This window comes from Saccharothrix sp. CCNWYY140, from assembly GCF_037401995.1.
In the GTDB taxonomy this organism is placed as follows: Bacteria; Actinomycetota; Actinomycetes; order Mycobacteriales; family Pseudonocardiaceae; genus Actinosynnema.
Genome location: NZ_JBBEGC010000014.1, coordinates 39,620 through 59,106, shown reverse-complemented (window position 1 = coordinate 59,106; position 19,487 = coordinate 39,620). Strand labels below are relative to the sequence as shown.

At 71.2% G+C, this 19,487-nt stretch carries 20 protein-coding genes; 9 read left to right on the top strand and 11 right to left on the bottom strand.

Annotated features, from left to right (window positions below; genetic code table 11):
• Entirely contained in the window at positions 1-1,008 is a 1,008-nt protein-coding gene (locus tag WBN91_RS10565) for an ABC transporter substrate-binding protein (protein WP_337725623.1), read from the bottom strand.
• Positions 1,009-1,049: 41 nt separating this feature from the next.
• Positions 1,050-2,381, bottom strand: a complete 1,332-nt coding sequence (locus WBN91_RS10560; RefSeq protein ID WP_337725622.1) for an LLM class flavin-dependent oxidoreductase — start codon at positions 2,379-2,381, stop codon at positions 1,050-1,052.
• 337 nt (positions 2,382-2,718) lie between these two features.
• Here WBN91_RS10560 and WBN91_RS10555 point away from each other — a divergent pair, with 337 nt between their 5' ends.
• Positions 2,719-2,964 (top strand): three-helix bundle dimerization domain-containing protein, encoded by a 246-nt coding sequence (locus WBN91_RS10555; RefSeq protein ID WP_337725621.1) that lies wholly within the window; start codon positions 2,719-2,721, stop codon positions 2,962-2,964.
• A gap of 302 nt (positions 2,965-3,266) precedes the next feature.
• Here WBN91_RS10555 and WBN91_RS10550 read toward each other — a convergent pair whose 3' ends face one another.
• Positions 3,267-4,532, bottom strand: coding sequence for a beta-ketoacyl-[acyl-carrier-protein] synthase family protein (locus tag WBN91_RS10550; protein WP_443217689.1), 1,266 nt, complete (start codon positions 4,530-4,532; stop codon positions 3,267-3,269).
• Positions 4,533-4,672: 140 nt separating this feature from the next.
• Here WBN91_RS10550 and WBN91_RS10545 point away from each other — a divergent pair, with 140 nt between their 5' ends.
• The 3 genes from WBN91_RS10545 to WBN91_RS10535 all read left to right on the top strand — a co-directional run bounded on the left by WBN91_RS10545 (position 4,673) and on the right by WBN91_RS10535 (position 8,495).
• Complete coding sequence (locus WBN91_RS10545) at positions 4,673-6,301, top strand: fatty acyl-AMP ligase (protein ID WP_337725620.1); 1,629 nt, start codon at positions 4,673-4,675, stop codon at positions 6,299-6,301.
• Positions 6,298-8,019, top strand: coding sequence for a fatty acyl-AMP ligase (locus WBN91_RS10540; RefSeq protein WP_337725619.1), 1,722 nt, complete (start codon positions 6,298-6,300; stop codon positions 8,017-8,019). The genes WBN91_RS10545 and WBN91_RS10540 overlap by 4 nt, the downstream gene beginning before the upstream one ends.
• An 86-nt stretch (positions 8,020-8,105) precedes the next feature.
• Positions 8,106-8,495 (top strand): hypothetical protein, encoded by a 390-nt coding sequence (locus WBN91_RS10535; protein ID WP_337725618.1) that lies wholly within the window; start codon positions 8,106-8,108, stop codon positions 8,493-8,495.
• Positions 8,496-8,567: 72 nt separating this feature from the next.
• On the opposite strand, the gene WBN91_RS10530 is transcribed toward WBN91_RS10535, so the two are convergent.
• Positions 8,568-8,729 (bottom strand): hypothetical protein, encoded by a 162-nt coding sequence (locus WBN91_RS10530; RefSeq protein WP_337725617.1) that lies wholly within the window; start codon positions 8,727-8,729, stop codon positions 8,568-8,570.
• 179 nt (positions 8,730-8,908) lie between these two features.
• Positions 8,909-9,550 carry a TetR/AcrR family transcriptional regulator gene (locus WBN91_RS10525; RefSeq protein WP_337725616.1) on the bottom strand — a complete coding sequence of 214 codons (642 nt, stop codon included), beginning with the start codon at positions 9,548-9,550 and terminating at the stop codon, positions 8,909-8,911.
• Positions 9,551-9,637: 87 nt separating this feature from the next.
• Here WBN91_RS10525 and WBN91_RS10520 point away from each other — a divergent pair, with 87 nt between their 5' ends.
• Both WBN91_RS10520 and WBN91_RS10515 read left to right on the top strand, forming a co-directional pair.
• Complete coding sequence (locus WBN91_RS10520) at positions 9,638-10,774, top strand: epoxide hydrolase family protein (RefSeq protein WP_337725615.1); 1,137 nt, start codon at positions 9,638-9,640, stop codon at positions 10,772-10,774.
• 139 nt (positions 10,775-10,913) lie between these two features.
• Positions 10,914-11,465, top strand: coding sequence for a carboxymuconolactone decarboxylase family protein (locus WBN91_RS10515; RefSeq protein WP_337725614.1), 552 nt, complete (start codon positions 10,914-10,916; stop codon positions 11,463-11,465).
• Positions 11,466-11,513: 48 nt separating this feature from the next.
• Here the strand turns inward: WBN91_RS10515 and WBN91_RS10510 are convergent, their stop codons facing one another.
• The gene (locus WBN91_RS10510; protein ID WP_337725613.1) at positions 11,514-12,644 is read right to left on the bottom strand and encodes a cellulose-binding domain-containing protein; all 1,131 of its coding nucleotides are present in this window, start codon (positions 12,642-12,644) and stop codon (positions 11,514-11,516) included.
• Positions 12,645-12,869: 225 nt separating this feature from the next.
• Here WBN91_RS10510 and WBN91_RS10505 point away from each other — a divergent pair, with 225 nt between their 5' ends.
• Positions 12,870-14,588, top strand: coding sequence for a hypothetical protein (locus WBN91_RS10505; protein WP_337725612.1), 1,719 nt, complete (start codon positions 12,870-12,872; stop codon positions 14,586-14,588).
• 4 nt (positions 14,589-14,592) lie between these two features.
• On the opposite strand, the gene WBN91_RS10500 is transcribed toward WBN91_RS10505, so the two are convergent.
• A complete protein-coding gene (locus WBN91_RS10500) occupies positions 14,593-15,558 on the bottom strand; it encodes a TerC/Alx family metal homeostasis membrane protein (RefSeq protein ID WP_337725611.1) in 966 nt (321 codons plus the stop codon).
• Positions 15,559-15,932: 374 nt separating this feature from the next.
• Between WBN91_RS10500 and WBN91_RS10495 the strand changes: the two genes are divergently transcribed.
• Positions 15,933-16,316 carry a hypothetical protein gene (locus WBN91_RS10495; RefSeq protein WP_337725610.1) on the top strand — a complete coding sequence of 128 codons (384 nt, stop codon included), beginning with the start codon at positions 15,933-15,935 and terminating at the stop codon, positions 16,314-16,316.
• A 51-nt stretch (positions 16,317-16,367) separates the two neighbouring features.
• On the opposite strand, the gene WBN91_RS10490 is transcribed toward WBN91_RS10495, so the two are convergent.
• From WBN91_RS10490 to WBN91_RS10480, 3 genes are read right to left on the bottom strand one after another with little or no spacing between them, the layout of a single operon-like run.
• Positions 16,368-16,754, bottom strand: a complete 387-nt coding sequence (locus tag WBN91_RS10490; RefSeq protein WP_337726773.1) for a VOC family protein — start codon at positions 16,752-16,754, stop codon at positions 16,368-16,370.
• Positions 16,751-17,044: an ArsR/SmtB family transcription factor gene (locus WBN91_RS10485; RefSeq protein ID WP_337726772.1), complete on the bottom strand. Its 294-nt coding sequence runs from the start codon at positions 17,042-17,044 to the stop codon at positions 16,751-16,753. The genes WBN91_RS10490 and WBN91_RS10485 overlap by 4 nt, the downstream gene beginning before the upstream one ends.
• Positions 17,045-17,081: 37 nt before the next feature.
• Positions 17,082-18,071 (bottom strand): alpha/beta hydrolase, encoded by a 990-nt coding sequence (locus tag WBN91_RS10480; RefSeq protein ID WP_337726771.1) that lies wholly within the window; start codon positions 18,069-18,071, stop codon positions 17,082-17,084.
• A 65-nt stretch (positions 18,072-18,136) separates the two neighbouring features.
• Here WBN91_RS10480 and WBN91_RS10475 point away from each other — a divergent pair, with 65 nt between their 5' ends.
• Positions 18,137-18,691 carry a TetR/AcrR family transcriptional regulator gene (locus WBN91_RS10475; RefSeq protein WP_337726770.1) on the top strand — a complete coding sequence of 185 codons (555 nt, stop codon included), beginning with the start codon at positions 18,137-18,139 and terminating at the stop codon, positions 18,689-18,691.
• 102 nt (positions 18,692-18,793) lie between these two features.
• Here the strand turns inward: WBN91_RS10475 and WBN91_RS10470 are convergent, their stop codons facing one another.
• Complete coding sequence (locus WBN91_RS10470) at positions 18,794-19,474, bottom strand: hypothetical protein (RefSeq protein ID WP_337726769.1); 681 nt, start codon at positions 19,472-19,474, stop codon at positions 18,794-18,796.
• Positions 19,475-19,487 lie beyond the last annotated feature (13 nt).

The following is a 19,487-nucleotide window of genomic DNA, read 5'->3' as shown; positions in this document are numbered from 1 at the left end:
TCAGGACCTCAGCTCGTTGAAGTCGTTGGTGTACGCGTCGGACAGCGTCAGCCCGTCCTTGCGCACCTCGCCGCGTTCCGCGAGCCAGTCCACCCAGATCGACAGCTCCTGGTCGGTGATGAGGCCGCCCTTGCCTGCCACGCCGTAGGACTTCCAGTACTTCAGGGTGGAGCTGTCCTCGTTGCGCCCGCGCCGGCCGATGATGTCGGTGAACCGGGCGATCACTTCGTCGCGTGGCGTGGTGCGCGACCATTCGATCGCCTTGGCCACGCCGGTCACGAACGTCCGGACCGTGCCGGGATTCTGCTGGATGAACTTCTTGGTGAGCACGTAGGTGCCCGCGGTGAACGCGCCGAGCAGCTCGAAGTCGGTGAACAGCGGCCGGATGCCGCCCGCCGCCACCGCCTTGTCGCGCAGGATGCCGCCGAGCACGGCCACGTCGATCTGCCCCTGCCGCAACGACTGCTCGGTGTTGACCGGCGGCAGGGCCAGCGCCTCGACGCCCTTGGCCTCGTCCCGGCTCACGCCGTTGCGCTGGAGGTAGATGCCGAGCATGGCCTCCGAGTGCGCGCCGAGGGTGTTCATGCCGACCTTCTTGCCGATCAGGTCGCGGGCGGAGCGGATCGGCGAGTCCTCCAGCACGTAGAACCCGTTGAAGGTGTTCTGGTCGATGCCGTAGTAGCCGATCACCGACCGCACGGGCGCGCCCGCGCCGACCAGCTTCACCACGGCGCCGTTGAACGCGCCGCCGAAGTCGACCTGGCCGGTGGCGGCGGACTGGATGTCCTGCGGGCCGCTGGTGGTGTTGCCGACCCACTCCAGCGTCACGTCGCCGAGGTAGCCGAGGTCGGCGGCCAGCTCGGGCGGGGTCACCTGGCCCGCCCAGCCCTGGTAGCGCAACGTCTTCGTCTCGGCGCCGCCGTTGCCGGCCGCCGTGCCGCACCCGACCGCCGCCGTGGCGAGGCCGAACAGGCTCAGGGCGAGGAAGTCCCTCCGGGAGGGGGTCATGGCAGTCCCTTGGGTTCGTCGGTTTGTGCGTTTTTCCGGCGTCATACGGGCAGTGGGGCGGCGAACCGGCTGCGCGGCCGGGCCAGGCCGTAGTGCTCGCGCAGGGTCGTGCCGGTGTACTCGGTGCGGAACAGGCCACGGCGGCGCAGCAACGGCACCACGTGGTCGACGAACTCCTCCAGACCGGAGGGCAGCAGCGGCGGCATGACGTTGAACCCGTCCGCCGCGCCGCCGCGGAACCACGTCTCGACGTGGTCGGCGATCGTCTCCGGCGTGCCGACGACGACCTGGTGACCGCGCCCGCCGCCCAGCCGGCGCAGCAACTGCCGCAGGGTCAGCCCCTCCCGTTCGGCCAGGTCGCGGACCAGCTCGAACCGGCTCCGCGCGCCGTTGACCCGGGTGACCGGCGGCAGCGGCGGCAGGCGCTCGTCCAGCGGGTGGTCGGTGAGGTCGACGCCGATCAGGTCGGTCAGCTGCGCCACCGCGCGGGTCGGGACGATCAGGTCGTCCAGCTCGTCCGCGAGCCGCCGCGCCTCCTGCTCGGTGGACCCCAGCACCGGCACGATCCCGGGCAACACGACGAGCTGGTCCTCGGTGCGGCCGTGCGCGGCGAGGCGGCCCTTGAGGTCCCGGTAGAACGCCAGCGCCTCGGCGAAGGTCTGCTGCGCGGTGAACACCGCCTCCGCGTGCTGCGCGGCGAACGCCTTGCCGTCCTCCGACGACCCGGCCTGCACCAGCAGCGGGTGGCCCTGCGGCGCGCGGGTGGCGTTGAGCGGTCCGCGAACCTGGAAGAACGTGCCGCGGTGGTTGATCTCGTGCACCTTGTCCGGGTCGGCGAACACGCCTGACGCGGGGTCCACCACCAGGGCGTCGTCCTCCCAGCTGTCCCACAACGCGGTGACCACGTCGACGAACTCGGCGGCCCGCTGGTAGCGCTGGGTGTGCTCGGCGTTGGCGTCCCGGCTGAAGTTCTGGGCCGCGCGGTCCCCGGCGGTGGTGACGATGTTCCAGCCCGCCCGTCCGCCGCTGATGTGGTCGAGGGAGGCGAACAAGCGGGCCAGGTTGTAGGGCTCGCTGAACCCGGTGGAGGCGGTCGCGATCAGCCCGATCCGGCTGGTAGCGCCGGCCACGGCGGACAGCAGCGTCAACGGCTCGAACCGACCGGCGGCCGTGTGCCGGACATCGCCCCACACCTGCACCCCGTCGGCGAGGAAGACGGAGTCGAACGCCCCCCGCTCGGCGATCCGCGCGAGCCGCTGGTAGTGCCGCACGTCCTCCACGGCGGAGGGATCGGTGCGGGGGTGCCGCCACGCGGCCTCGTGGTGGCCGACCCCCATCAGGAAGGCGTTCAGGTGCAACTGGCGTTCCGGCATGGACACTCCAACGTCGTTGGTCCGCAAGGGAAGTCAGCGACGTCGCTCGCCGTTCCCGCGGAGCCAGGATGTTCAGCCCGGAACGACAGGGTCAATTTTGCGACGAACGAAAAAAATCCCTTCCACCAGGTGGGAGCCCTTTACACGCACTCCCGGGTGATCACGGCCGGCGGCGGGCGGCGGCGTGGTGGGCGGGCGGCGTGGCGGGCGGGCATGATGAGCGGACGTTCAGCCGATGTCCAGACTGTCTTAACGTGGCGTTAACCCTTACGGTCGATCCGAAGTGCGGTCCGAACCAGGCCCGACAGGCGGCCTGGCGCACCCGCTGGAGGCTGCGATGGTCGACAGGCTCGAAGGGCACGTGATCAGGGATCCGCACGACCTGCACGCCAAGGTCGAAGTTCAGTTGGACCAAGCGGCGGCAGAGGTGACCCGCCGGTTGGCGGACACGGTTTCCTACGAGGTGGTCCGCGAGGCGGTCGTCGAGTCGTACGAGCAGCTCGCCGCCCGCGCCAAGGTGCACGGGTTCCTACCGATCCTCGCCGCCCGCTCGGCCCAGCAGCGACTCATGGGCACCCGCTAGACGAGCACCCCACTCGACCGCCACGTGCTCCCCGCCGAAGGCGCGCTTCGCTTTCCCGCCGAAGGCGTTACGCCCGAAGGGCGGGGAGCTCTTGCGTTCCGCCAAGCGACAGGCGCTGCTTTTGATATTTAGAGCGCGAAGCGCGTTCGGCTTGAGAGCAAAACGTTGCGTTCAAAGCTCTTGAAGAGCTTGAAAGAGCCTCGCCGGCGGGCAGGCCGCCAAGGATGACGCAAGAAGCCCAAGTTGGTAGGTCTGCTGCGCGAGCTACTTCGCGCGCCCTGCGGGCGCAAAGGGCTGTGCCGTCACGGGTGCTTGGTGAAGGCGAGTACCACGTTGTGACCGCCGAAGCCGAAGGAGTTGGAGGTCGCCGCCGTGATTCGCACCGGTCGGCTGTTCTCGGCGACGACCTCCAGCTTCACCTCCGGGTCCAGTTCGTCGAGGTTCCGTGTCGCTGGCACCACGTCGTGGCACACGCTCAGCACTGTGAACGCGGCCTCGATCGCTCCCGCGCCGCCGATGCAGTGCCCGGTCACCGACTTGGTGGCGGTGACCAGTGGGTGTGGTCCCAGGGCCGTCAGCACGGCTGCCGCCTCGATGCGGTCGCCCACCGGGGTGCCGGGGGCGTGGGCGTTGACGTGGGTGATGTCGTGCGGGTGCAGGCAGGCGGTGCGCAGTGCCTCCTGGATCGCACGGACCTGGCCGTCCGGGGCGGGCGCTGTCATGTCGTGGGCGTCGGAGCTCATGCCGGTGCCGGCCAGGGCGGCGTAGGCGCGGGCGCCTCGGGCACGGGCGTGTGAGGCTCGTTCCAGCACCAACGCCCCCGCGCCCTCGGCCAGCACGAAACCGTCCCGCGCCCGGTCGAAGGGGCGGGACGCTGATCGCGCCGCGTCGTTGCGCCGTGACAGCGCCCCCATGCGGGCGAACGCCGAGAGGGACAGTTCGCCCAGGCACGCCTCCGCGCCGCCCGCCAGCACGACGTCCGCGCGGCCGGTCCGCAGCATCGTGAACGCCCAGGCGACGGCCTCGGCGCCGGACGCGCACGCGCTGGTCGGGGCGTGGGCGCCGGCCCGTGCGCCCAGGGCCAGGCTCACCGCGGCGGCCGGGCCGTTCGGCATGAGCATGGTGACCGCGAACGGCGACACCCGGTCCGCGCCGCGCTCCCGCAGCCGCCGGTCCTGGTCCAGCAGGGTCCGCCCGCCGCCCAACCCGGTCCCGAACACCACGCCGAACCGCTCGGCGGGCACGTCCGGGGCGCCGGCGTCCACCCACGCCTCCCGCGCCGCGACCACCGCGACCTGCTGGCAGCGGTCCCAGCGGCGGGCCTCCACGCGGTCCAGCTCGCCCACCGGGTCCACCCGCAGGGGTGCGCCGATGCGGACCGGCAGGTCCCGGGCCCAGTCCAGCGCGACCGCGCCGGTCTCCCCCGCCAGCAGCGCCGACCACGAGGACGCCGTGTCACCGCCCTGCGGCGTGGTCATCCCGAGGCCGGTCACCACCACCGGGTCGTCGGGCAGCGGCGGCAGGGTGGTGTGCAGGTCGTAGTCGATGCGCGGCCGGCCCAGTCCCATGACATTCCCCTTTTTCCTCGGCGAACCCCGGTGGAATGCAGGCAAGCACGCGGCGCGGCGCCGGCGAATCGGTCGCTCGGCCGATTCGCCGCGCGCCGAGAGCCCCCTAGCTTCCGGTGCCGGGGAAAAGGAGGCCAGTGTTGCCAGTAGTCGATGTCATGACCGTCGTGGAACTGCTCCGGCACCAGGCGCGGCGCATTCCCGACCGGCGTTCCCACGTGTTCCTGGACAGCGGCGGACAGGAGTCCGCCACCCTCACCTTCGGTGAACTCGACCGGCGGGCCAAGGCGGTCGCCGCCCGGTTGGGCGATCTCGTGCCGCCGGGTGCGTGCGCCGTGCTCAGCTACCCGCCGAGCCTGGAGTTCCTGCCCGCGTTCTTCGGCTGCCTGTACGCGGGGGTGGTCGCCGTGCCCGCGCCGGCGACGCGCCGCACCCACGGCGACGCCCGGCTGGAGCGGCTCGCCGCGATCATCGCCGACGCCCGACCGGACTGCGTGCTGTCCACCTCGCACCACCTGGCCGGCCGTTACCTCGCCGACCGGGCGCTGGCGACCGACCTGGTGGACCCGACCGAGGCCGACCGGTGGACGCCCACCCCGGTGGCACCGGACACGACCGCCTACCTCCAGTACACCTCGGGCACGACGAAGGCCCCCAAGGGAGTCGTGCTCACCCACGACAACGTCCTGGGCAACCTGTCCCTGATCACCGACCACGACACCCGTGCCGGGGAACGCCGGGAAGCGCCCACGGTGACCTGGCTGCCGCTGTTCCACGACATGGGCCTGATCGGCGGCGTCCTGCGCCCGCTGTACCTGGGTCACACGTCGGTGCTCATGGCGCCGCACGTGTTCGCCCGCTCCCCGATCACCTGGCTGGAGGCCCTGGACCGCTACCGCGCCGAGATCGCCGCCGCGCCCAGCCTCGGCTACGACCTGTGCGTCCGCCGGGTCACCGAAGCGCAGCGCGACGGCCTCGACCTCAGCCGCCTGCGCATCGCGGTGATCAGCGACGAGCCGCTGCGGCCGGAGACGATCGACGCCTTCGCCCGCCACTTCGCCCCCAGCGGGTTCCGCCGGGACGCGTTCCTGCCCAGCTACGGCCTGGCCGAGTCCACCGTCCTGGTCAGCGGCGGCCCGCTGGACGGCGAGCCGCTGGTGACCGCGTTCGACGCCGACGCCCTGGCGCTGGGCCGGGTGCGGACGGCCGAACCCGGAGCCCGGGTCCGCAGGCTCGTGGCGTGCGGCGCGCCCGAGCCCTCGCTCACCGTCGTGGTCACCGACCCGGACGGCCGACCCACCGACGACGTCGGCGAGATCCGCGTCTCGGGACCCAGCGTCGGCCTGGGCTACTGGCGCCGGCCCGCCGAGTCGAACGCCACCTTCCAGTCCACAGTGGACGGCCACCCGGGCGAGCGGTTCCTGCGCACCGGGAACCTCGGCTTCCTCCACGACGGCCTGCTCCACGTGCTGTGCCGCACGGAGGACCTGATCACCGTCGAGGGCCACCTGCACCTGCCCTACGACCTGGAGGAAGCCGTGGTCGCCGCCGACCCGGCCATCCGCGCGGCCTGCGCGTTCACCGACCCCGAAGGCCGGGTCGTCGTGCTCGCCGAGACCCGGGACGACGTGTCGGTCACCGTGCCCGGCGTCGACCTGGTCGTCCCGGTCCGGCCCGGCACCCTGCGCCACACCACCAGCGGCAAGCTGCGCCGCGCCGACAGCCGGGCGGCGTGGCTGTCCGCCCGCGAGGAGAGGACCGGCCGATGAGCAACCCCGTGTGCCTGCCCGGCACGGACCTGCCGCTGACCACCCTGGTCGACCTGTGCCGGGCGCGGGCGACCGCCGAGCCCGACCGGCCGGTGTTCCGCCACCACCCCGAGGGCGCGACGCTGACCCTGGGCGAGTTCGACGCCCGCGCCCGCGCGCTGGCCGTGCGACTGGCCGCGGCCACCCCGCCCGGGTCGCGGGCGCTGCTCGCGTTCGCCCCCGGCGTGCACTTCGCCGTCGCGCTGGCGGGGTGCTTCTACGCGGGCGTGATCGCCGTGCCGGTGCCGTCCCTGGCCGGGCCGGGCGCCCGCGCGGAGTCCGTGGTGGGCAACGCGCGGCCCACCGTCGTGCTGTCCACCGCGTTCGAGCTGGCCGAACTGGCCGACACCCCCGCGTTGAGCGGCCTGGTGCCGATCGGGGTGGACGAGGTGGACCCGCGCACCGCCGACCGCTGGCGGCGCCCGCCGCTGGGACCCGAGTCCGTCGCCTACCTCCAGTACTCGTCGGGTTCGACCGGCGTGCCCAAGGGCGTGACCCTGACCCACTCCAACGTGCTGCACAACCTCGCGCTCATCCACGAGGCCACCACCCGCCCGTCGGACGGCGAGGGCGTGCCCCGACCGCCGTCGCTGCTGTGGTTGCCGCAGCACTACAACATGGGCCTGATCGGCAGCGTGCTGGAACCGCTGTTCTCCGGCCACGACGTGGTCACGATGGCCGCGTCCCGGTTCGTCCGCAGCCCCTACGCCTGGCTGCGCGCCCTGTCCGACATCGGCCGCGTGGACACCGCCGCGCCGAACTTCGCGCTGGAACTGTCCGCGCGGCGGGTCACCGACGCGCAGAAGGCGACCCTGGACCTCAGCGGCGTGGAGATGCTGCTGATCGGCGGCGAACCCGTGCGCGCCTCGACCCTCGACCGCTTCCACGACGCCTTCGCCGGCACCGGCCTGCGCCGGGACGCCCTCGTGCCCGGCTACGGCCTGGCCGAGTCGACCGTGCTGGTCACCGCCGCGCAGCTGGGCAACGGTCCGGTGGTGCTGCGCGTGGACCGGGACGCGCTGGCCACCGGCCTGGCCCGACCGGTGCCGCCGGGCGCGCACGGCCGCCGCCTGGTCAGCTCCGGCCCGGTGCCGCCGTCGGTGGCCGTGGTCGCGGTGGACCCGGCGACCGGGCAGCCGTGCGCGGACGGCCGGGTGGGCGAGATCCACGTGTCCGGTCCCAGCGTCGGCGCGGGCTACTGGAACGCCGAGCCCGACCTGTCCGAGGTGTTCCACACCGTGCTCCCCGACCACCCCGGCCGCCGGTTCCTGCGCACGGGCGACCTCGGTTTCCGCTACGACGGCGAGCTGTTCGTCACCGGGCGGGCCAAGGAGGTGATCATCATCGCCGGCACCAACCACTACCCGCACGACATCGAGACCACGGTCGAGGGCGCGCACCCGGCGGTCCGCGAGGGCGGCGTGTGCGCGCTGGGCGTGGACGACGGGAGCCGCGAGCAGCTGGTGGTGCTGGCGGAGGTGGTTCCGGAGTCCACAGTGGACGTTTCGCGGCTGGGGCAGGCCATCCGGCGGGCGGTGCACGTCGAGCACGGGCTCCAGGTGCACCGGGTGGAACTGCTGAGCCCGGGATCGCTGCCGTACACCGTCAACGGCAAGCTGCGCCGCGCCGACTGCCTCAAGGCCCACCTGTCCGGCACACTGCCGCGCTGGAAGCCCTGATTACCGCACAATTGCGCCCCCGCCGGCGTGCCTGCTGCCACCATGATGGGTCAAGCGACACCTCCACCGAGCGGAAGGCCGCCACCATGACGACCACCCCTGCCACCCGCAGCACCGGCCGCAAGTTAGCGCGGTTCGTCGGGCACTACCTGGAGATGGTCGTCGCCATGCTGGTCGGCATGATGGTGCTCGGGATGCTGTGGCCCGCCTCCTGGACGGCGAACGTCGAGGTCGGCGCGCTGCTGATGGCCACGGACATGACGGTCGCGATGGTGCTGTGGATGCGGATCCGGAAGCACTCCTGGCCGCGCATCCTGGAGATGGCCGCCGCGATGTACGTGCCGTTCGTGGCGTTGTTCGTGCCGTACTGGCTGGGCGTGATGTCCGGGGACGCGCTGATGGTCGCCGCGCACGTGATCATGTTCCCGCTGATGCTGGCCGCGATGCTGTGGCGTCGCTCCGACTACTGGCACTGATCCGGGCACGCTGATCCGGGCACGCGGAAGCCCCCGACCTGCGCGGTCGGGGGCTTCGTCGTCGGGGCCGGATCAGCCGCCGAGGCCGAGCAGCGGGCCGACGAGCTTGCTCACGGGACCGAGCAGGTCGCCCGCCACCGGGAGGCCGCCGCCCGCCGGGGCCGCGGAGGCGACCGGGGCGGCGAGGACGAGGGCGGCGGCCGTCGCGACGACCAGCTTGCCAAGAGTGCGCATGGGGACTCCGAAACCGTGGTTGCTATTGGCGAACAACCGAGGATGCTGGCCCCGCCCGACCGCGAGCGCGACCCGAACCGCGAGGATCGACACTTCCGTGTGACGGCCAGGTCCACAGAGGACGGACGCGCCGCACTCCGCGGTAAGGGGCGTGGCCGCGGTCAGGGGCGTGGCCGCGGTCAGGGGCGTTGCTGCCATCGCCAGGCGAAGTCGCCGCCGTGCGGTGGCGGTCCGGGGAGGTCGGGAGCGCCGGAGTGGCCCAGGCTCTCCACCATCATCGCCAGCACGCGGCGGCGCAGCTCCCGGGTGCGGCCGGCGTCGGGGACGCGGATCGCGGCGCAGCCCTCCAGGACCAGGCCGAGGTCCTCGACGACGGCGTCGGCGCGCAGGCGTCCGGACCGCCGTGCCCGGTCGACCAGGTCCCGGGCCAGCGCAGCGGCGCGCTGGGAGTCCTCGAACATCTCCGGGGTCGGGGTGAACGTGCCGGCCAGGTGCACGGTCAGCGAGTGCACGTCGGCCTCGACCACGCGGTCCAGGAAGCCCGTGAACGCGGCCCAGGCGTCGGGCTGCTCCAGGGCGGCCTCGGCCTCGGCGATGTAGCGGCGCAGCCCGTCGTGGCACAGCCGCCGCAGCATGTCCTCCTTGCCGGGGTAGCGCCGGTAGAGGGCGCTGATCCCCACGCCCGCGCGCTTGGCCACGGCCTGGACCGGCGCTTTCGGGTCGGCCAGGAAGACCTCGCGGGCCGCGTCGAGGATCACCTGGTCGTTCTGGGCCGCCTGGCGGCGGCGACCGGGCAGGCCGGTCTCGGCGGGTGACGACATGGTCACCAGATTAGCACTTGGAACGGATCGTTCCGGTCTGCTACTGTGAAGGGGAACAAAGCGTTCCGTTCCACTGGAGGGGTCACCATGACGAACACCGAGATCCGCCCGTTCCACGTCGAGGTTCCGCAGGCCAAGCTGGACGACCTGGCCGACCGCCTGCGCCGGGCGCTGTGGCCGGCGGAGCTGCCGGGTGTGGGTGACGCGTACGGCGTGCCCGTCGACCGGGTCCGCACCCTGGCGCAGTACTGGCTGGAGGAGTTCGACTGGCGAGCCTTCGAGGCGCGGCTCAACGCCCACCCGCAGTTCGTCACCGAGATCGACGGCGAGGACGTCCACTTCCTGCACGTCCGCTCGTCCCGGCCGGACGCGACCCCACTGATCCTCACCCACGGGTGGCCCGGCACGGTCGTCGAGTACCTGGACGTCATCGCGCCGCTGACCGAGCCGGCCGCCGACCAGCCCGCGTTCCACGTCGTCATCCCGTCGCTGCCCGGCTTCGGCTTCTCCGGCCCCACCCGCAGCACCGGCTGGAACCGCTTCCGCACGGCCCGCGCCTGGGTCGAGCTGATGCACCGCCTGGGCTACCAGCGCTACGGCGCGGTCGGCAACGACGGCGGCTCGATGATCTCCCCCGAGATCGGCCGCCTGGACACCGAACGGGTCATCGGCGTGCACGTCACCCAGATCTTCTCGTTCCCCTCGGGCGACCCGGCCGAGTTCGCGAACCTGACCGAGACCGACCACGCCGCGCTCGGGCACCTCCAGTGGTTCATGGACAACAAGTTCTCGTTCAACCAGGTGCACAGCCAGCAGCCGCAGACCCTGGCCTACGCCCTGACCGACTCCCCCATCGGCCTGCTGGGCTGGAACGCGCAGCTGTTCGGCGAGAGCCTCGACGCGGAGTTCGTGATCGCGAACGTGGCCATCCACTGGCTGACCGGCACCGGCGGCTCGGCGATCCGCTTCTACTACGAGGACGCCCACGCCACCGACCACCCGACCGAGCCCACCACGACCCCGATCGGCCTGGCGATGTTCGCCGGCGACTTCCAGTCCATCCGCCCCTTCGCCGAGCGCGACCACAAGAACATCGTCAGCTGGAACTCCTACGGCGGCGGCGAGACCGGCGGCGCGAACGACGCGGGCGGCCACTACGCGGCGCACGAGGCCCCGGAGACCTTGGTCGCCGACATCCGCCAGTTCTACGCGCAGCTCGTCTGATCCACCTCGCGCCGAAGGGCCGGTCGTCGTCGACCGGCCCTTCGGCGTCTTGCGCCGGTGATCGCGACTTCACTATCTTGGAATGGACGTTCCAAGATGCCGTTCCGCGATGCGACCCAGACCTGGGAGGACGCCAGACATGGCGCAGTTCACCGTGCACGACGAGACCACCGCACCCGAGGAAGCCCGTCCGCACCTGGAGGCGGGCAAGCGCCGCATGGGGTTCGTGACGACCCTCAACGGGGTGATGGCGGAGTCGCCGGAGTTGCTCGCGGGCTACAACGCGTTGGCCGAGCAGTTCGGGAAGTCCTCGCTGCCGGGCCCGGCCAAGCACGTCGTGTGGATCACCGCCAGCGTCGAGAACGGCTGCGAGTACTGCGTTGCCGCGCACTCGACGGTCGCGCTCAAGGCGGGTGTCGACGCGACGGTGGTGGAGGCGCTGCGGGCGGGGAAGCCGCTGGCCGACGAGGAGTTGGAGGCCGTGCGGGCGCTGACCGTGACGATGGTCGCCGAGCGCGGGTGGGTGCCCGACGAGCAGGTGGAGAGCTTCCTGGCGGCGGGCTTCACGCGCCGGCACGTGCTGGACGTGGTGCTCGGCGTGGGCATGAAGACGTTGTCCAACTACACCAACCACATCGCCCACACCCCGCTGGACCCGGCCTGGGCGGGCCAGGCCTGGACCAAGGACTGACGAGGGGGCACCGCGGGCCGGACCCGCCGAAGTCCGGCCCGCGGTGGCTCAGCAGGCGATCGGCTGGGGGCCGAACGCCACGTCGTCGTACCAGAGGGTGTCGGCGCCCTCGCCGTAGCTCTCCCAGCCCAGCCGGATGTCGACCGGGTTCGGGCGCCAGCCGGCGCGGGCCAGCCACTGCTGGTCCACGTCCGGCGTCGGGACGCCGTCGATCTGGAGGCCGGCGACGTCCTGGCCGTTCAGGGCCGTGCGCAGCTTGCCGGTCGAGTCGATGGTGAACTGGACGCAGTTCCACGTGCCGGTGGGCAGCGGCTTGCTCATGGCCACGCCCTGCGGGCTCTGGGCGGGCAGGGTGGCGTCGTCGGACTCGCGGTTCCACTGCAACGCCTGGTTCTGGCCGCCCATGCGCAGGTCCTTGCCGTTGTCGGCGGAGTCCTTGAGGGCCATGAACGTGACGTGCGCGGCGGGCAGCGGCGTGGTGTGGCGGACGTAGAAACGGCCGTGCACCGTGCCGCCCGTCAGGGTGGTGCCGAGGAAGATGTGGTTGCAGTAGCCCGCCTTGCCGTCCACGCGGACCGACTTCGAACCGCCGTGCGCCACCGTGTTGTCGATGGTGACCGCGCTCTGGCCGGTGCAGTTGGCCGCGCCGATGGTCCACGGAGCGCCCGGGGTGCCGTTGTGCGCTTCGAAGTCGTCGCACACGGTCGCGCCCGAGCACGTGGGCGGTGGCGTGTCCGTGGTCGTCGTCGTGGTCGTGGTGGTGGTGGTCGTCGTGGTGGTGACGTCCTCGTTGCACCGCACGCCGTTGAACGCGAAGTCCGTGGGTGTGGCGTTCGTGCCCGAGTAGGTGGCCTGGAAGCCGAACTGGGCGCTGGCGCCCGTCCCGAGCGAGCCGTTCCACGACGCGTTCCGGGCGGTCACCTGGTTCCCCGTCTGGGTCACGGTCGAGTTCCAGGCGCTGGTCACGGCCTGGTTGCCGGCGAACGTCCAGGTCAGCGTCCACGCGCTGACCGGCGCGGCCTGGTTGGTGACCTTGACGTTGGCCGTGAAGCCGGTGGCCCACTGGTTGGGCACGTAGTCCACGGCGCAGGCGGGCGCGGCGCGCACCGCCGTCCCGCCGAGCACCACCAGTCCGGCCGTCGTGAGTAGCGCGGCGATCGCCGCCAGTGCAGCGCGCACAACAACCCCTTCGTCGTCGTGTCTGCGTTCGAAGTCGAACTGGGAGCGTTCCCAGACACCGACTGTAACGATGTAGTCACCCGAGCGGAAGTGGGCGGCACCCTTCACTCCGATGGCCTCGTGCCACGGGACCGCTGCGACATCCAGGTGGCGCGGTGACACGGTCCGGCGAATCCGGTCGCCGCGGCGGACCACCGCCGGCCACCCCGTGGCAGGGTCGGCCGTGTGGACGCCGGCGAACCCACCGACCTGGACTTCGTCATCCCCGCCGAAGGGCTGACCGCGCAGCAGCGCAAGCGCGCGCTCACCCTGCTGGAGACGCACCTGGTCGGCAGGCACGAGCACATGATCGGCTTCCAGGGCAACCAGGACCTGGGCAACGCCCAACCGGACCTGGCCCGGTTCCTGGACTTCCACCTCAACAACGTCGGCGACCCGTTCCAGCAGGGCAACTACCAGCCCAACACGAAGGTCGTCGAACGCGCGGTCCTGGACCGGTACGCCGCCCTCTGGCGCGCCGAGTGGCCCTACGACGCCGACAACCCCGACAGCTACTGGGGTTACGTGCTCACGATGGGCTCCACCGAGGGCAACCTGTACGCCCTGGCCTCCGCCCGCGACTACCTGTCCGGCCGCAAGCTGATCGGCGAGCCCGGCGGCGGGTCCGAGCAGATGGTGTTCGTGCAGGCGGCGCCGCCGGCGCGCGCCGCCGTGCCGGAGGCCCGCAACGGCGACTCCCCCACCGTCGACCCGCGCAACGCCTACCGGCCCGTGGCGTTCTACTCCGAGGACACCCACTACTCGGTGATCAAGGCCGTGCGGACGCTGGCGATCGACACCTTCGGCGCGATCGGCACCACCGAGTACCCCGACCAGTGCCCGATCGGCGACCGGTGGCCGCTGGAGGTGCCGTCCAAGGGCGGCCCGGACGGCAGCGGCGAGATCGACGTGGACAAGCTGGAGGCGCTGGTCCGGTTCTTCGCCGAGCGCGGGCACCCGATCCTGCTGCTGCTCAACTTCGGCACCACGTTCAAGGGCGCGTACGACAACATCGAGAAGGTCGCCGCGCGCCTGGTCCCCATCTTCCGCCGGCACGGCCTGCTGGAGCGCGAGATCGAGTTCGAACCCGGGCACACCGACCGCAGGCGCGGGTTCTGGGTGCACGTGGACGGCGCGCTGGGCGCCGGGATCATGCCGTTCCTGCGCCACGCCGCCGAGGAGGACCCCAACAGCGAGCTGAACCTGGCGCTGCGGCGCGAGCTCAAGGGCAAGGTCCCGGAGTTCGACTTCGGGCTGCGCGTCGAGGGCGTGGACGTGGTCGGGTCGCTGGTGATGAGCGGGCACAAGTGGGCAGGGTCGCCGTTCCCGTGCGGTGTGTTCATGACCAAGAACAAGTTCCGGGTGGAGCCGGCGGCCACGCCCGCCTACACCGGGTCGCCGGACACCACGTTCGCCGGGTCGCGCAACGGGCTCTCACCGCTGGTGCTGTGGAACCACCTGGCGTCCAAGTCGGTCCGGGGCCACGCCACCGCCGCCGTGGCGGCCCTGCGCCGGACCCGGTACCTGGAGAGCTCGTTGCGGGAACTGGAAGACCGGCTGGACCGGGAGGACCGGCTGCCCGAGGGCGGCCTGTTCGTGGACCGCAGCCCGATGGCCCTGACCGTCCGGTTCCGGCGGCCCAGCGACGAGGTCATCGCCAAGTGGTCGCTGTCGTGCCAACCCATGTGCACCAACGCGGGCGAGCTGCGGCACTACGCGCACGTGTTCGCGATGCCGTCGCTGACGGAGGAGAAGATCGACCTGTTCATGGAGGACCTGTTCGCCGAAGGCGCGTTCGAGCACCACGAACTCCCGCGCCCCGCGCCGACGTCCGCCGCGATCGCGTTCGCGGCGGACGTCCACCCGCTGGCCCTGGTCCCGACCACCGGCCGGGGTTTCCAGTAGCCGCTCACTTCGCGCGCGAGGTGGCGCGCAGGCTGGTCAGCGTGACGACCGCGAGGACCCCGAGGATCACCGCCAGCGACAGCGGCGTGGGCACCTCGGGCACGGCCGGCCAGATGCCGTGCGCCCAGTGCAGGACCAGCTTCACCCCGATGAAGGCGAGGATGATCGCGAGCCCGTGGTTGAGGTGCACGAGCTTGGCCAGGGCGGCGTTCAGGACGAAGTACAGGGCGCGCAGGCCCAGCAGCGCGAAGGCGTTGGTGGCGAACACCAGGTAGGGGTCCTCGGTGATGCCGTACACGGCGGGCACCGAGTCCACGGCGAACACGACGTCCGTCGCGAACACCGCCACCACGACGACGGCCAACGGCGTGAGCGCGCGCCGCCCGTTCTCGCGGACGGTGAGCTTGGCCCCGCGGTAGTCGTCGGTGACCGGCATCAGCTTGCGCAGCAACCGGACCGACCGCATCCGGGAAACGTCCACTTCGGACCCGGAGTGCTGCACCACCTTGATCGCGGACACGAACAGCACGATCCCGAACACCAGGAACGCCCACGTCCCCGCCGACAGCAGCGCCGCGCCGGCCGCGATGAACACGCCCCGCAGCACCAACGCGCCGACGATCCCGTAGAGCAGGACCCGCTGCTGCACGGCCGCGGGCACGGCGAACGCGCCCAGCAGCAGCATGAAGACGAACAGGTTGTCCACCGAGAGGGACTTCTCGACCACGAACCCGGTCAGGAACTCCATCGCCCGGTCGCCGCCGGCGTCCCACCACAGCCAGAACCCGAAGGCCACGGGCAGCGCCAGGTAGAACACCGACCAGGCCGCCGCTTCGCGCAGCGACACCTCGTGCGGGCGGCGGGTGACGGCGAAGTCGGCGATCAGCAACCCGACCAGCACGACCAGGCTGACCGCCCACAACCCCGGGGACCCGACGGACTCACCCAGGGCGAGCTGCGAACCGGGCACAGGACCTCCTCGAACACCGCGTGTCCGAGGTCTCCTTCACCCCTGGTCCGGGGCGGCCCGCCGGGGACATCGTCGGGATGTCCGTATTGACCGGCCGGGCGCTTGGGAAGTACTCCCCTCGGCCGCCAGCCTACACGTTGGGTAAAGGGTTGGTAAAGCCCTTTCCGTCGTGAGTCCACTGTAGAGGGTGGCATGTCCCCATGCCACACGAGATCACCCGTTCGCAAGCGAGTTCGACTGTGACGGTGGACGCGCCCGATCGGCGGTAGGTGGCGTTGATCGGCGCTGGGCACACTCGAGAGGTCCAGACCAATACTGGAAGGGGAGGCCCAGTGCGGAACTTCCGCAAGAACACCGTCCGGACCCTCGCAGCTGTGGCAGCTGCCGCCGGCGCGCTGACCATCGCGGCATTGCCGGCGTCGGCGGCACCGGCGTCGGCGGCAGCGTTCGCGGCACCGGCTGCGGGCTGCGTGACCACCGACATCCACCTCGACCCCGCCGCGCGCGAGGCCGGGTGGACCGTGGAGTGCACCGACCGCCGGTACGTCTACGCCGACGTCACCGTGTTCGCCGGGGGTGTGGCGGACAGCAACCCGTCGGAGGCGCGGTGGGTCGACGCCGGGGACACCTGGCAGGACCTGAACGTGTACCCGCAGACCACACCGGCGATCGACCACCTGTGCGTCCACATCGTCACCTACGTGGACCCGACCAACCCGTTCGAGCAGCCGCAGGTCATCGGGCACAAGTGCATCTGATGCTCTTGGTGCGGTAGGACAGGGTCGCGGCCCCGGTTGCGGGGCCGCGACTCACTTGTACTGGAGGAGCTGGATCAGGTTGCCGCAGGTGTCGTCGAGGACGGCGGTGATCACCGGTCCGCTCTCCAGCGGCTGCTGGGTGAACCGCACGCCGAGCCCGGTCAGCCGGTCGTACTCGGCCTGGAGGTCGGTCACCGCGAAGGAGGCGGCCGGGATGCCGTCCTCGACCAGGGCGTCCTTGTAGGGCTTGACGGCCGGGTGGCTGCTCGGTTCGAGCAGCAGCTCGGTGCCGTCGGGCTCCTCCGGCGAGACCACGGTCAGCCAGCGGTCGGTGCCCAACGGGACGTCGTGCTTGGTGACGAAGCCCAGCACGTCGGTGTAGAACGCGTGCGCCTTGGCCTGGTCGTCGACGAAGACGCTGGTCAGGTGGATCCTCATGGGGTGCCCTCCGGCGGTTGCGGCTTGAGCCACCGCGTCACGATGTGCTCGAGCGGTCGGGTGTCGAGGTCGTGGAACTTGTAGCGGCCCTCCCGGCGCGACCGGACCAGGCCGGCGGCCTCCAGCACGGCGAGGTGCTGGCTGACCGCCTGCCGGGTCAGGCCCAACTCGTGCTTGGTCACCAGCCGCGCGCAGATCTCGAACAGGGTCTGGCCGTCGCGTTCCACCAGCTCGTCGAGGATGCGCCGACGGTTGGCGTCGGCCAGCGCCCTGAAGAGCTCTTCCTCCACTCCCCCACCATAGGCAAGTGGCCACTTGCCTGACAAGTCACCCGAGCGGGTCGGGTGCGTGGGCGAGGAGGTGTTCGCGGAGGAAGTCGGAGATCTGCGCCCGCGCGACCTTCGCGTGCGGCACCACGCCGGGCATGCTCAGGAACGCGTGCGTGGCACCGAAGTGCTCGACAAGGCGGGTGGGGGTGCCGGCGGCGGAGAGTCGTTCCGCGTACCTGCGCCCGTGGTCGGCGATCGGGTCCACGGTCGGCACCACGACCAGTGCCGGTGCCAGGCCGCTCAGGTCGTCGGTGCGGAGGGGGGACAGTGGGATGGGATCGACGCCGGGTGGTGCGGCGAGTTGGTGGAGCAGCTGCATGACGCCGAGGGTGAGGGTGGGGCTGGCCCCGTGTTCGGTGACTGAGGGGTAGTCGAGGCCTGTTGGGGTGACGTCGAGTGCGGGGTTGACCAGTACTTGTGCTCGGAGGGGCACGTTGGTGTCCCGGGCCCGGAGTGCGGCCAGGGCGGCGATCAGTCCGCCTGTGCTCTCTCCGAACACCGCCGTCCGTGTTGGGTCGATGCCCCAGGTCTTGGGGTTGTCGAGGATGTGCAGCAGCACGTCCCAGCCGTCGGCGGCGGCTGCGGGTAGGGCGGTGCCCGGGGCGAGCAGGCGGTGCTCGACTGATACGACGACGGCTGGGAGCTGTGCGGCGAGGTGGCTGTTCACCCAGTCGCTTTGGACCGCTGTGCCCACGAACCCGCCGCCGTGGACGTGGAGGATGAGCGGCGGTAGGTCGTCGGGGTTGCCGGAGGTCGGCCGGTACACCCGGACGGGCACTGTGCGGTCGGGCAGCTGCACCTCGTGCCACTGGATTTCGGCACCCCGGTCGGGGCAGCCGGTGACCACTCGGGCCAGTCGTGAAGCTCGCTTGCGGTTCTCGGCGTCGCGGAAGGCGGCCAGCTCTTCGGCGGTCATGGCGAGCCAGTCCGGCTCCTTGCCCAGCGCGCTCAGGACCCGGATACCCAAGGGTGGTCGTTCGCTGCTCATGGTTCCCTCGTTTCGCTACTGACGGTATCGAAACCGATAGTAGCGGAACCCGCTAGGGTCTCCCCATGACACCCGCCCGCCCTCCGGGCCGCCCCCGGGTCGGCATCGACGCCGAGGTCTTCGCGGCAACCCTGGCCACGGTCCACGACTTGGGGTACACCCGCGCGACGATGGATCGGATAGCTGCTGCGGCAGGGGTCGCGAAGACCACCCTGTACCGGAGATGGCCTTCTAAGGGTGCGTTGATCGCCGACTGTCTGGTTGATGCCCTGGGGCCTGTGCCAGTGCGGGGCGTTGATCGGGGCGAGGACATGGCTACGGCTATCCGGTGGATCACCGGGAAGATCGGGGAGCCGGGGGTGGGTGCGGCCTTCGCCGGGGTTTTTGTGGACGCGGTGAATGATTCGGCGCTGCGGGAGGTGTTGGCGACGAGGCTTCAGGAGCCTTATCGGGTGGCTTTGCAGGAGGCGTTGGGGGAATCCGAGCAGCGGGTGTTGTTTTTCATCGACGTCGTGGTGGGGACTTTGTTGCATCGGATGGGGATGACCGGTGCGCCGATGGTGGACAGCGATGTCACGGCGTTGATCGAGATGATCGGACACCACTTCACCAGCGACTAGGAAGCTGGGCCTGGAGATCATGGCTTGGGCGAGGGCTGAGTCGGGCGGTCGTGGTGGACTGCCCGACTCAGCCTCGTGTCTACCTGGTGGGGACGGCTCCGACTATCGCCGGATGGCGTCTTCCAGCAGGGTTTGGTGGTTGATCATCCACCTTGCCGCTCGTGCCCGCCAGGCCAAGGACCACAGCGGTCCCGAGTCTGTCGAGTCCGGGGTGATGGCTGCCGAGGTGGCCTCAGCGGCGCAGTCTCGGATGGCGAAGTGGATCATTCGGGTTACCAGGCCTGCTCGTTGTTCTGACGGTAGTTCGTAGCCGTCCAGGAACAGGCCCAACTGCTTCGCCCGGTGAGGGGCGTCGGGGAGGTTGTTTCGTTCGGCTACGTCGTCGTCGTGTAGCTGAGCGTTCCACCATGCTGTGCCGACGACCTCGTCTAGACGGTCGACTGGGCCGGCCAGGGACCAGTCGATTAGTCCGGCGGGGAGTCCATCTTGTGCCACGATGTGCCAGGGGCCTGCGTCGCAGTGGCCGATCACGGTGTCCGGGCCGGTGCTGTGCAGCCACCACGGTTGCCACGCCGCATCTGCGGGTGGTTGGAAGCTTGCCGTGGCGGTGTGCAGGTTGCGGAGTAGTGCGCCGGCTTGCCAGACCCCCTCGTCGGTCCATGCGTGCGGGTGCACGATGGTGCCTTCCAGGTAGGTCAGGACCTCGTTGCCCTCGGCGTCGAAGCCCTCGCCCACCACGCGGGGGGCGCCGGGGAAGCCGACGTCCTCCAAGTGGCGCAGCAAGGCGTGGACGGTT